Source organism: Aeromonas sp. A04, assembly GCF_047780465.1.
In the GTDB taxonomy this organism is placed as follows: domain Bacteria; phylum Pseudomonadota; class Gammaproteobacteria; order Enterobacterales; family Aeromonadaceae; genus Aeromonas; species Aeromonas bestiarum.
In genome coordinates, this window is sequence record NZ_JBLNHP010000016.1 from 14,965 (window position 1) to 27,846 (window position 12,882).

The 12,882-nt window shown below is 55.6% G+C and carries 11 protein-coding genes and 1 pseudogene; all 12 read right to left on the reverse strand.

Translation table 11 applies throughout. From position 1 onward, the window contains the following. Positions 1-516, reverse strand: a complete 516-nt coding sequence (gene tssJ, locus ACM3N8_RS22045; RefSeq protein ID WP_042869816.1) for a type VI secretion system lipoprotein TssJ — start codon at positions 514-516, stop codon at positions 1-3. Further along, a complete protein-coding gene (gene tagH / locus ACM3N8_RS22050; RefSeq protein WP_416016594.1) occupies positions 516-1,754 on the reverse strand; it encodes a type VI secretion system-associated FHA domain protein TagH in 1,239 nt (412 codons plus the stop codon). Before tagH ends, tssJ begins: the two co-directional genes overlap by 1 nt. A 40-nt stretch (positions 1,755-1,794) precedes the next feature. Next, positions 1,795-2,793, reverse strand: coding sequence for a type VI secretion system baseplate subunit TssG (gene tssG, locus ACM3N8_RS22055; RefSeq protein WP_098985110.1), 999 nt, complete (start codon positions 2,791-2,793; stop codon positions 1,795-1,797). Further along, positions 2,757-4,523 carry a type VI secretion system baseplate subunit TssF gene (gene tssF / locus ACM3N8_RS22060; protein ID WP_416016595.1) on the reverse strand — a complete coding sequence of 589 codons (1,767 nt, stop codon included), beginning with the start codon at positions 4,521-4,523 and terminating at the stop codon, positions 2,757-2,759. The genes tssG and tssF overlap by 37 nt, the downstream gene beginning before the upstream one ends. A 3-nt stretch (positions 4,524-4,526) precedes the next feature. Further along, complete coding sequence (gene tssE, locus ACM3N8_RS22065; RefSeq protein ID WP_043141079.1) at positions 4,527-4,958, reverse strand: type VI secretion system baseplate subunit TssE; 432 nt, start codon at positions 4,956-4,958, stop codon at positions 4,527-4,529. Positions 4,959-4,964: 6 nt separating this feature from the next. Then, entirely contained in the window at positions 4,965-6,443 is a 1,479-nt protein-coding gene (gene tssC, locus ACM3N8_RS22070; protein ID WP_043141082.1) for a type VI secretion system contractile sheath large subunit, read from the reverse strand. Positions 6,444-6,481: 38 nt separating this feature from the next. Beyond that, the gene (tssB, locus tag ACM3N8_RS22075) at positions 6,482-6,985 is read right to left on the reverse strand and encodes a type VI secretion system contractile sheath small subunit (RefSeq protein WP_043141085.1); all 504 of its coding nucleotides are present in this window, start codon (positions 6,983-6,985) and stop codon (positions 6,482-6,484) included. A 685-nt stretch (positions 6,986-7,670) separates the two neighbouring features. Continuing rightward, positions 7,671-9,038 (reverse strand): tetratricopeptide repeat protein, encoded by a 1,368-nt coding sequence (locus ACM3N8_RS22080; protein ID WP_416016596.1) that lies wholly within the window; start codon positions 9,036-9,038, stop codon positions 7,671-7,673. 138 nt (positions 9,039-9,176) lie between these two features. Next, the gene (locus tag ACM3N8_RS22085) at positions 9,177-9,722 is read right to left on the reverse strand and encodes a hypothetical protein (protein WP_416016597.1); all 546 of its coding nucleotides are present in this window, start codon (positions 9,720-9,722) and stop codon (positions 9,177-9,179) included. Positions 9,723-9,844: 122 nt separating this feature from the next. Next, positions 9,845-10,834 (reverse strand): PoNe immunity protein domain-containing protein, encoded by a 990-nt coding sequence (locus ACM3N8_RS22090; RefSeq protein ID WP_416016598.1) that lies wholly within the window; start codon positions 10,832-10,834, stop codon positions 9,845-9,847. Between the two features lie 9 nt (positions 10,835-10,843). Continuing rightward, positions 10,844-12,163, reverse strand: a complete 1,320-nt coding sequence (locus ACM3N8_RS22095; protein WP_416016599.1) for a hypothetical protein — start codon at positions 12,161-12,163, stop codon at positions 10,844-10,846. A 1-nt stretch (position 12,164) separates the two neighbouring features. Continuing rightward, a pseudogene (locus tag ACM3N8_RS22100) lies at positions 12,165-12,882 on the reverse strand (type VI secretion system tip protein VgrG); the annotation flags it as partial.

The following is a 12,882-nucleotide window of genomic DNA, read 5'->3' on the forward strand; positions in this document are numbered from 1 at the left end:
TTATTCTTCTTCTTTTTGCAGTTCCACTTCATCCAGACGCAGATGAACCAGAATTTGATAGGCACGGCCCATGCTCTTGACCTTGATGACCTTGCGCCACTCGGCGCTGTCCGGATCGGCGTAACGTGCGATCACCCCGATGTAACGGGTCTTCTCATCGAGCTTGATGGGCGGCAGATACTTGAACTGGCCCGGCAGCAATGTGTAGTCCTGATGATCCAGGTAGTTCTTGCCAAGGGCCTTCTCCACATCCGCCGTCACCTGGTCGTAATCGGTGGCGAGCAGCTTGGAATCTTCGGCCAGCACCACCACCTGAAACTCGATGGGCGCCGCCTCCCCGCTCTCGTTGGGGTTGACGTCAGGCTCGGCCAGCAGGCTCAGCCCCAGGGTGGAGGGCTGGTCGCCATTGCTGCCCACCTGGATATCCGGATCCATGGCCACGTCGGCCATCTTGCCCATGGTGGTACACCCGGCCAGGGCCAGCAGACAGGCCCCCAGCATCAGCGCACGTATCATCAAATCAGTCCCTGTTGCTGACGCACGGCCTGGTCATACGCCTGGGCATAGACCTGATGGAACAGCTTGTCGAACCCCTGCTGACGGGCAGAGGTCAACTCGCGGTAGTAGTGCTGGTACATGTTCCAGGCCCAGCCTTCGTCGGCCACACCCGGTGTACCGGTACGACGATAGTATTCGAACCGCCCGAGCAGCGCCTCTGGCGAAAACGCCTGCAATATGCTGTCCAGCGCCGCGCCTATGGCCTGCTGGTTCGCCACGTGATGAATGCGCACATTGCGCAGACTCTCGGCCACCGCCGCCGGCGCCGTCAGATGCACCGGACTCTTCTGCTCGGCGAACATCACCGCCAGGGTCTCGTCATAGTCGAGCCCGAGCCGCAGCGGGTTGTCCTCGATGGGGCGCAGGTGCCGATCCGCCAGCGCTGCCTGATCGGTCTGCAACTGCAGCAGCCCTTCCACCATGGCACGCACCGTCTTGCCCATCTCTTCGAGCATGTCGTGGGCCTGCTGGGTATCCTGCAGCTGCAAGGACTGACCCAGGCCGCGCATCAAGGGGGTCAGCGCCACGTGATCCACCCCATCCAGCGGAGGGTGGTAGTCGGGGTGATTCTCTATGGTGGGTATATCCAGAAATTCTTGGTTCATGGTGTTCTCGACGGCAGAAAAAGGGGCGAGGGATACGGCATCCATATCCGGTTGTGAACGCAGGGGGGCCTGCAGGCGGGAGTCAGCCAGCGGGGACGGCGCCGAGCGCTCCTGCTGCAGCGCCAATAAAGGATCGACGGCCAGGGTGTGCGAATCGGCCATGGTCTGAGCGCCGTGCTCATCGCTGGCCAGCCACTCATCGAGCTGCTCGGAAGGGCGGTTGCCCAGCACCTGTTGCAGGCTCTGCTCGGGGGAGATGGCCCCCAGGTAGGCCCGCATCCGGAACGGGCCGACGATCAGTTCGTCACCCTGCTCGAGATGCACCTTGCGGGCCCGTCCTATGGGCGAGGTTGCACCGTTGATATAGGTCTGGCCACTCAGATCGCACAGGCAAAAGCGACCGTCGTTGAGCTCGACGCGGGCGTGGGCCGGCATGACGGCCCCCAACCTGTCCCTCAGTTGCCAGTCGTCCTGCTCGGAGGCGCCCAGAGTGCCCCCCATCTCGTCGAAGCGGTACTGCACCTGCTGGCTGCCATCGAGCTGCTCGCTGTTGAGCACCACCAGGGAAAGTTGCTGGTTAAAGTCGTCCACATTCACTCCTGCACTGATTCCGACACTGAATTTCCTGCGCTTATTCCTGTACACAGATAGTCACAAACGGGTCACTCGGCGGTTGGCCGAGAAAGGTACTCCAGCCCAGGCGCGCACTCTGTTCCTCCCCCAATCGCAACCCCCGGGCCTGCTCCTGGCCGAAGCCGAGCCGCAGATCCCAGGCCAACTGGTCGCGCAGGATGAAGGAGACAAAGGTCACCAGGGCGTGAAAGTGCTCCCCGTTCGGGAGAAACCCGAGAAACTGGCCAAAACTCAGGTTGTTGATCTTCAATAAAAACTTGCCGGCGCAGTCGTTCACCTTGTCACCGATGACAAAGTCGCTGCCCAGGGTGGCGCAAGCGCCGCCAAGCCGGTTTTGCTGATCCTGCTGGATGGGCACCTTGCGCCACTGCCAGGCACTCACCTCCACATCCGCCAGATCGAAACAGTGCGCCACCAGACCGGCGACCACCTCGGGGGAGCGGCTGGGGCTGGCCAGCATGCCCGCATAAGAGAGCATCTTGGCGCGGTTGACCGGCAGGCTCTGGCAGACCGCCTCGTTGCCGAGCCCCACCAGGGCGAACATCAGGCGGGAAAATCCATCCTCGCCGTTGTCCTGAAAACGGACGTGATAGCGATACTTGCGCCAGATCCTGTGCAGCAGCGTCAGCAGGCGGTGATGGAAGAAGTCCAGAAACAGACCCAGCTTCGGCTCCCCCTGCGCGTACTCCCACGCCAGCGAGTCCAGGTAATAACCGGGCATGGGAGACTGGCTGCCATGCAGACCGAGGAAAGCCACCTCCAGCTCGTGGCGCCCCTTGCCATCTCTACCTATCTGCAACACGTCGCTGGTGGGAAAGCCCAGAGAGGCGGTCGCCTTGAAGCGGATGTTCTCGTCACTCGGCAGATGGTCGAGGCCGCGCTCCTGATCGGCACCGTCCAGCCGGTTGAGCAGCTCAACCAGCTGGAAGAAGTTGAAGCGAGGCGCGTCCCTGGCGGACGTCACATCAGGGAGTGCTGACCGATCTGGACTGGCCATTGATAGCGCTCCTTGTTGTCGAGATTGACCACCTCAAGCAGGTGGAAGGCGTTGACGCTGGCGTACAGCGAGAAGAAGTGCGCCAGCACTGTGCTGAACAGGTAGAGCTCCCCTTCGCTGCCAAAGGCGGACTGGCGAATGGAGAGCACCGACTTGAGTCCGCGCACCGGCATGCCCCGTACCAGACGGTCGACCGGGGTGGTTTCGATCTCCTCGATCCCCGCCAGCCGCTTGCGTGACGCCTGCTCCGCCTGCTTGTCATGCAGCGCGGGGAAATCGTAGGTGCGCAGCACCTGCACCAGCGCATCCCGCCGCAGCAGGGAGACATAGTTGAGCGACAGGTTGGAAATCAGCGTCCAGTGCAGACTGCCATCCAGTGCCGGGCGCAGTGGCCGGGTCGGCCTGATCAGGTTGCGAAAGGTGGCAAATGAGGGCGAGCTGCCGGTCGGCACGCAGATGCTGCCGACCTTGAGACGAGCGGAGCGGGAGCGATTGGTGCAGGTGAGCGTGACCGAGATCGACTCATCCAGATCGACCGTGGTGGTTTCATCACCCCGCACGAACGAAAGGCTGTGCTCGAAACCATCGCCGCTGACCGACTCTCTGACCCGCACCCGGTAATAGAGCGCCAGTCTGTGCTTGGCACGCTCAATCTGGTGCTGGAAACTTTCGAACGGCTGATAGATGCGCGGCGTGCCGCGGGAGCGGCCCAGATTGCCCTCGACCCATCCCTCAACCTGATCCACCGAGAAGATCTCGAAACTGTCGGCATGGCGATAACTCGCCTTGAGGGGATACTCCGCCTGACGGCCATTGAGATTGACCGGCTCGCTGTCGTGCTGGAACAAATTGATGGCCGGCACGCAGTTGAGCATGAAGGAGTCGGGACGGATCTTGAGCTCCGCCGGCAGGGGCCGATCGAAGCAGAAATGGATCTTGAATTCACTCACCGGCAACGGCTGTTTGGGCCACTCGCCACCCGAGAGTTCAAAGAAGAGGAAGCTTTCCGGAAAGCAGAAGTACTCCTGCAGGATCCGGTAGCCGGAATAGACGTTGTTCGGGTAAGGCAGGAGCGCATCATCACGCTCGAAGCCGACCGATTTCAGCGCCTTGGCCTCCTGGCGAAAGCGCTTGCCATCGATCTCCAGCTCTATGTGGGAGAGCTGGTTGGAGAGCCAGAAGTAGAGTTCATAGGCGGTATAGCTGTCGCCGCCTAGGAAGAAACGCAGCTTGTCCAGCTGCAGTTCGCTCAATGGCAGGGGGGCATGTAGTGCTATATCCAGCGAGATGGTGGAGAGATCGTTACCACTTTGCGCCGAAATATGATGGATATCTGCCGGATAGACCCAGGTATCGTGACAGGTCTGAAAATGACAGGTCAGCTCGTCGATGGGCAGGCTGTCGAGCTGGCAACCCTGCCTGACCAGCGCCGGTTGGGCGATGGCCCCCGGAATGACCGAAAACTGCATTATGGTCATGCTGGGTACGGGACGCAGATAGTTGGGCCAGAGCATATTGAGCAGACCATGGGTCAGCTCGGGGAACTCATCCTCGATCTTGGCGCGCAGATTGCCCGTGAGAAACGCAAAGCCTTCCAGCAGACGTTCCACATCCGGGTCGGTATTCTGCTCCGACAGGAAACGGGTGAGTTCGGGATAGGCATCGGCAAATTCGCGCCCTTGCAGGCGCAAAAATGCCAACTCATCCCTGAAGTAATGTTCCAGCGACATTGATCAGACCATGCGGTAGTGACGGTGACTGTCCATATGGACATTGAACGAGGTAACCTGCTCGATATGCTCCAGCCTCACGTGGGCCGTCACCTGAAACGACATCTCAAGCGGACTCGCCTGATGGTCGGGTGAACGCACATCCACATGAATTATCCGCGGTTCATAACGACGGATGCATTGCCGGATCGCCTCACGGATCCGCCCCTTGATGTCCGCACTGCCCTGCGTGGCGTCATTGAGATCGATGACACCCAGCTCGGGAGCACTGCGGCAATTGCCGGGACGGGTATTGAGAACCTGCTCGAGCTGCCGTTTGACAGATGCGATCAATTCCTCAGATTCCGTGCGGGGTGAGGAGCCAAGCCCCTCACCCCGGATACGATCAAACAGACTGGCCGCATTTCCTCTATCCCAGGAAGAGAGATACGGCATCGGGCATTATTCCTTGTCCAGTCGACCTACCAGAGACAGCTCGAAGCTGGCCCCCATGTACTTGAAGTGCGGACGCACGGCCATGGCAACCTGGTACCAACCCGGCTCACCTTCCACGTCCAGCACCTTGATCTGGGCGGCACGCAGCGGGCGACGGCTACGCACCTCTGCCGGAGGGTTCTCCTGATCGGCAACGAACTGCTTGATCCAGCTGTTCAGTTCACGCTCCAGATCCTGACGCTCCTTCCAGGAGCCGATCTGTTCGCGCTGCAGCACCTTGATGTAGTGTGCCAGGCGATTGATGATGAACATGTAGGGCAGCTGGGTGCCCAGCTTGTAGTTGGTTTCCGCTTCCCGGCCTTCCTTGGTGTTCGGGAACACCTTGGGTTTTTGCACCGAGTTGGCAGAGAAGAAGGCGGCGTTGTCGCTGTCTTTGCGCATGGTCAGGGTGATGAAACCCTCTTCTGACAGCTCATATTCACGACGGTCGGTGATGAGCACCTCGGTCGGGATCTTCGCCTGCAGTTGCCCCATGGCTTCATACACATGCACCGGCAGATCGTGGATGGCACCACCGCTCTGCGGACCTATGATGTTCGGGCACCAGCGATACTTGGCGAAGCTGTCGGTCAGGGAGGTACCCATCAGATAGGCGGTGTTGCCCCACAGGTAGTGGTCGTGATCCGAGCTGATGTCTTCCTGATAGTTGAAACCCTTGATGGGATTTTCGGTCGGGTCGTACGGCAGACGGGCCAGGAAACGCGGCGCGGTCAGCCCCAGGTAGCGGGCATCCTCCGACTCGCGCAGTGCGCGCCACTTGGTGTAGGACGGACCTTCGAAAACCGATTTGAGATCCTTGATGGAGGAGAGATCGGTGAAGTTGTCGACGCCGAAGAAGGCGGGTGCAACCGAGGAGATGAAGGGGGCATGGGCCATGGCGCCAACGGCACTGACGTATTGCATCAGCTTGATGTCGGGTGAGCTGTGGGTGAAGGCGTAATCACCTATCACGGCACCGACAGGCTGACCGCCAAACTGGCCATAACCGCTGGAATAAACATGCTTGTAGAGACCAGACTGGGTGATTTCAGGAGAAAACTCGAAATCCTCCAGCAACTCTTCCTTGGTCGCATGCAACACCTGGATCTTGATGTTTTCACGAAAATCGGTGCGATCCACCAGCAACTTGAGTGAACGCCAGGAAGACTCCATCTCCTGCAGTGCATTGGCATGCAGGATCACGTCCATCTGCTTGCTCAGCTTCTTGTCGAGCTCGACAATCATGCTGTCTACCAGCGCCTTGTTGACCGGATCGCTTGTGGTACCGTTATCAAGGATATTGGCGATCAAGGCGGCAACGCCTTGCTTGGCGACACTGTAGCCTTCATCGACCGGGGTGATGCGAGCCTGCGCCATGATTTCGTCCAGCAAGGACGAGGGGGCGGTACTCGCCCCCGCTTGAACCTGTTCTTCGACCAAAGACATGTTTTATTCCTTTCTCGTCAATCAATCCAACCAGCCGATCACTCGGCAGGTTTAATCAAATCCAGCTCCTTGAGCAGTTGCTCACGAGCCTCATCACTGGACAGCAGATCCTGCAAACGATTGCGGAAGGAGGGAATATTTCCCAGTGGTCCCTTCAGGGCAACCAGCGCCTCGCGCAGTTCCAGCAGCTTGCGCAGCTCGGGTACCTGCTGGGCCACTCGATCCGGAGTGAAGTCTTCCAGAGACTGGATCTTGATCGAAACCGGCATCTCCTCCTGGCTGTTCTCCTCCAGGCGATTGGGAACGGAAAAATTCAGTTCCAGTGCGGATTCTTTCATGACGGAAGAAAAATTATTCTTGTCGATGGAGACGGTCTGACGCTCCTCGATAGGCGTCTCTTCGGCACGTCCCTTCATATTGCCTACCACCATCATGGTCAACGGAAGTTCAACTTCTCCCTGCTGCCCACCGGTTGCCGGCACATATTTGATATTGATACGTTCTTTGGGCGCAACAGTGGCGCCATCGATACTTTTTCCCATGCTCTAAATACCAAGTTATGGATCAGCTCAGACCCAAAAGCTTATAGCCGATGGCTTAACCAACAACTGTCAAAAATGACAGTTGACGATATCGCTGGATAGCGAAAGGAAAAACCATTGGCCGATTGATATGTTTTTGATACATAAAGAGCAGATGCTCTAATAATCAGAAACACAATATGCATCTTGTTATTCATACAACCCACTCATGCCTCTGCTCTTTGTCAGAGGTCATATTGGCTTAAGAGCCACTTGCGACAAATGGTATATTTATATATTTACCCACGTCAACAGAACATTAAATGAATTAAATGCTATAATAATAAAAAACCAACAAAAACAATAAGTTACAAAAACACAAAAGAATAAAACAAAAACAACCAATATATATGCATCATATGTGGAAGGAAAAATAACATAAGATTCAATGAGTGAGCTAAAAAACTAAATCAGTTTACTCGCACCTACCTACGACAAGTGTTGGCGCAACAAGACAGATGCGCTGCCGGCGTCAATAACTGGCGCACAGAGTAAAACTCTCTGACATTGATAATAAATAATCATGATGGGTATGCTTCATATCCACGAAAAAAACAAAAAAGTTAATAATCAAAAAACTCTTTTGATAAATTCAAGTTCATGAATCATGGGGAAATCATTTCATGATATAAATCAACATGATGGTCTACCCTATTGGCTCCAGCTTCCGCTGCTGAGAAAACCAGTGCTGCGCCAGCTTCTGACCGGCACTCTTTTCCTTCTCCGTCATGCCTTTTTCCAGCTCATCACGTGCCTTGGTTGCATCATGATTCCCATCCGTAGCCGCGAGCAGATACCACGCATAAGCATGCAGTCGATTGCGAGGTGCCCCCAATCCCTGCTCACGCATGATCCCCATGCGATACTGGGCAGATCTATGATGCGCATTGGCAGCCAATCGATACTGTTTGAGGGCTTGCGCATAATCCTCTTTGCCGCCCAGCCCCAACCGCAGCATCTCACCATAGGCATAGTAGGCATCGACATTGCCCTGCGCTGCCGCCTGCGAAAAACGCTGGCGAGCGGCGGCGAGATCCCCGCGCTCTTGCAGCCATTGCGCCAATGTAAGCTGAGCCTGGCTAAAACCGCCCTCTGCGGCACGCGTCAACCAATGCTCTCGCGCCGTAGCATCGCTCTGTTGCAGGCTCAACTGATATTCGGCTTCATGAGAACCATTGCCAGCAGCCAGCTCCAGCCAATAGCGACCCAAGGCAAGATCCTGAACGACCTTTTCTCCTGCCAGATAAGCCTGCCCCAGCCACAGTTGAGCTGGCGCAGACCCTGCATTGGCAGCCCGCTGATAGAAACTGAACGCCTCCTCAGGTGCGGCCTTGCGTGCCAGGATCAGCAAGGCATCCGGTTGCTGCTGGGCAGCTGCCTTCTCAAACCAGCGCAGCGCCACATCGCTCCGTTTACTTACCCCCTGCCCCTGCTCGTAGCGCAATCCCAACTGATATTGCGCGTCGCGATTGCCTTGCTCGGCGGCTTTCTCCAACCATTTGACGGCATCCACATCGGCTCCAGGCTGCTTGGCATACCATTGCCCCAGGATCAGTTGCGCTTCGGCATGATCCCGTTTGGCTGCCTGCTCGAACCAGTCGAGGCACTCGCTTACCAGCTTGCCTTTGTGCTGCTGCTGACAATTCCTCCCCAGCTGATAACTGGCTTCACGGTTGCCCAGCTTGACCGAGCGCTGCCACCAGTTCTCGGCCAATTGAGGATTCTTTGGCTCGCCAAGACCCACCTGATACCAGCTTCCTACCTGCAGAGCCGCTTTTCCCCGAATGTCGGCATCCGCAGCCAAAGGCCCTGTTTGATCCGCGGCCTGCTTCATCCAGTGCATCGCCTCGGGATAATCGGGCTTGGCGGCCAGGCGATTGGCCAGTTCATATTGCGCCTTACCCTGCCCCTGGTGGGCGGCTTGAGTCAGTTCGGATTCGGTCTGTAACGTCGTTGTAGTACAAGCGGCGAGCCAATGGGTCGCCAGTACCAACCATAATGTGCGGTATGTCATTGTTTGTATCTGCGAATAATTAAGATGGTAGGGTGGCTGTGTACATAATTATTTCTTACAACCAGATAGACTTTCTATTGCTCATCAACTTTCTTTAAACATGTCTTATTATGGTAATTTCCATGCTGCCTAAGAATATTATTGCTCGTTCACATGGTCCAGCTTGTTCAGGTCCAGCCCCAGCTTGCGCCCCTCGTTTAACAGTTTATCGAGAACATCCGTTCGACAAATAAACCCTGTATATTGATCTGCATCTATATCCCAAAGCACGACTTCATATCCTCGCGCTTGCAGCCACAAGTCATAAAGCACCAACATGCTCCAAACCGATGCCTCCTCACCCGGCTCTGAACAAGTGAAGTGATCCTTCAAGCCGTGAATATCCGCCAATGCATTGCCCTGTAACTCAACCTCCTCAACGTCTCGCCAGTCAATATTGAGACACACCCAATGTTCATTAGAGTTGAATTCAACAAGTGCTGACACAATGCCGCCCTGTAGCTCATCGGCATGGGTATTCATCAGCGCGTTCAATCTGCTGGCTCTGATCTCTTCAGGCAGAGGGGATAGTAAAATTGATAGAAGCCATTTCTTTCTTCGTCTTTCGACATAGACCATGAGAATCAACAGGGGCGACAAGATAATGACGGAGAGGAGCAGGAATAGTTTTTTTATCGCCTTCACCTTTCTTTCTCGATTTTTTCATACAGAGCCAAGGGTGCCAAGCAACACCGCCGCAGCACCAAAACGATGCTCGGTTCGCGATGTATCGATCACGCAGGCAACGCATGATCGATAAAAGCAAACTACTCCTGTACCCAGAACAACATGTCGTCCTTGTTGACATGGGTTTGGGAAGGTAAACGCTGCCCTTTGCGAAGCTGCCACTGCTCATCGGTCAGGTTGCAGCGCCAGTTGCCATCCTGCTCCACCATTGAACCCGGCATGGCAATAGGATGTTGGGCTACTCGCAATACCTGCCATTTCTCTGCAATACCATTGGCTCTGGCATAATCCACCAGATCCTTGGGGTAATAGCGCATGTCTCGATAGCTGCTGTCATCCAGCTCATAAAGCAGGGTGACCAGCGCCGCTTCAAAAGCCCAATAGCCAAAGTAGATGGCATGCTTTGCCTTGTGCCTGTCGTGCCAATAGCACTCTTTACACCCCTTGTACCATCCTTTGAGGTATTGTTTGATGCTCGCCTGACGCTCAACCTTGGTGGGATTTACACCATCTCCCTTGATGGCATCAAATAGCGGGCGATACACCTCGGGAATATAGGATTCTGGGCCTCGAGGGAAGCCAGGATAACCCAAGCGGGCCAACAACATGCTCCACAGTGGGTCGTCGTCCCCTTCCGGATTCTTACTGATATAACGCACCAACTCGGGCAACATCTCATCCTGGCCATAGAGGATGCTTAATGAAAACATCCAGAGCAGATATTGATAGGCATCTTGCTCCCAGTAATAAAACTGTTCATCTGGAAACTCTTTTTTATGGCGTAAAAACTCTTTAGTGACGACGCCTAGCTGAGCAATAACCTCTTCATGAGAGACCCCGCCAGAATAAAGCAAGATCAGATGTTCAAGATTATCCATAAACATGCCAGCACTGGCACCAGAGCGAGTAGGCAATCCTGCTGGGTCACTCCAGCGTTCATGGTGAGGATCATTTATCCAGCTCCACCACTCCTGGTCAAAATAGAGCGATTCTTTGTAGTCTTCTAGCTGAACCAAGAAGAAATCCTCAGATAATAGTGGATCTCGACGCTGCTCAATAAACGAACTCATTTTCTACTCCTACTTGACCGGGATAGTACCGATAGCATCGGCATTCTTATTCAACTTGGTGATCTGAATCACCTCACCAGACTCATCGACGATCATCAACCAAGATTCATATTTTTGTTTTCTGATATCCGCCAATAGCTTTTTATCTGCTATTTCATCCGGTAATCGCCTTTCTATCCACAAATTGCTCATCTGCTTGCCCGACCCCTTGGTCATCGACAACAACTGGGGGCTCTTGGTGCCATCCTCGTCGATATACTCCCCCCCTGCCGTCCGAAACTTGGTCTCGGTCACCACGTAGGGAGGCGGAGGATTGGTGTTCTTGTAGATACCATCGATGCCCCGCCCTCTGGGCTTGTCATTCAGGCTACGTACCCGGCGATGTTCTGGCAACAGGTTCTCGAACTTGTGATTTGCCATCCAGTTGTCGCTGATGATCTCGCCATAAATCCCTTTCTTGGAGCGGCTCAGGATCTTGAGATCCACTTTGACGACATCATCCGGCAGCGGGTGGATAACGGTGCCACCGGGCACGGCCTTGTAACCTGGGGCATGCTTGACCGCCTCTTTCTCCAATCCCGCGGCAATCTCATCGAGGGATTTGAGCACGGGTCCCATGGCAGCAGGCAACATCTGACCTGCCTGTGACTGCATCTGCAGCACCAGGCGCTGGGATTGTTCCAGCCAGATCCTGACCGATGCTGGTGCCAATCCTTTTACCTTGCCGATCAAACTGGTCAGCGATCTGACGGCATCGTCCAGATAGCCCAGCAGCACGCTGACAGCGATCTGCCCTCTCAACCCCCTGATCTGACCGGCAAATCCTTTCAGAACCTTGTCGAGGCGCGAGATACCCAGCACTTTCTTGACCTTGGGGTCACTGAGAAACGTCAACACGGGTACCATGGCGGGTCTGATCGCCTTGGTGGCATCACCGCCCGCCTTACGGACAAACAGGAAGATGATTTTCAACACCCCCTTGAGCGCAGAACCCAGTGACGGGATCAGACCTATCAGGGTAAAGCTGAGGAAAACCCATTTCTCCGGCTGCTTGGGATCACGGGAAATATCCCGGGCATTGGCAATAAGGTCGCGACAATCCAACACCTGATCGACCACGGGAATAAGACCCAACACCGCATTGGCGGCGATTTGTCCCGCACTTTGGTTGGGATTGAAATCCCCCTGGAGGGCCTCCCAAATCCACTGCAGGCTGGAAGCAACCCCCTTCTTTACCGCCTCTGCACTTTGTTTGACATAGGCAGCGCCGCCGGACACAGCTTTATCCAGGTGGTCATAGAGCTGCTCAAACAGATCGTTACCGAACATATCAGCCCTCGTCACTCAGACTGTCGAGATGGCCGGTGAGGGCCGAGATGGGCTCACGGGGCAAATCGACAAAGTTGTCCTGCACGTCATAGCTCACAGAAGCAGTACCAGCGGGCACCTCCTCAAGCAGCGCCATACCTTCACCGTCCAGAGTGCCCTCCCTCACAGAGCCATCGCTCAACACAGCTTTATAGGGGGTCCCTGCCAAGGGCATCAGTTCGGAGTCGAGGTGATAGAACTTCATCCAGTGTTTATTTGGGGCATCCAACATTTCCTCTAAACTCTTGGGGATCTGGCCCGCCCAACCGGAGCCGGAGCCTGGACTGCCGCCCGAGTTCATCTTGATGGTGGGGCCGACCAGAGTGACGCCACCGCCATCGACCTTGATGAAACAGCCACCGACCTTGACGGTAATTTCAGAGCCCGCCTCCAGCACCACCTTGGCACCCGCCTTGACATGCACCTCCTGCCCCGCCTGGGTAAGCCAGCTCTGACCGAGTTTTTGATGCATGGACGCATCCACAGTCAGCGAGTAGTCAGCCTTGATATGATCCCGCTTCTCCCCTTCAACGGTCAGATGGTCGTTGCCTAGACTGGGCGGTGCCCCCTCCTCACCCGGCACCTTTCTGACGCGAGTGACCCGCTCATTGTCGATATCGGTGTGCTGGTCGTGCTTGATGTGCCAGGCCGCATCGTTCTCGATGAGTACGTTCAGGTCT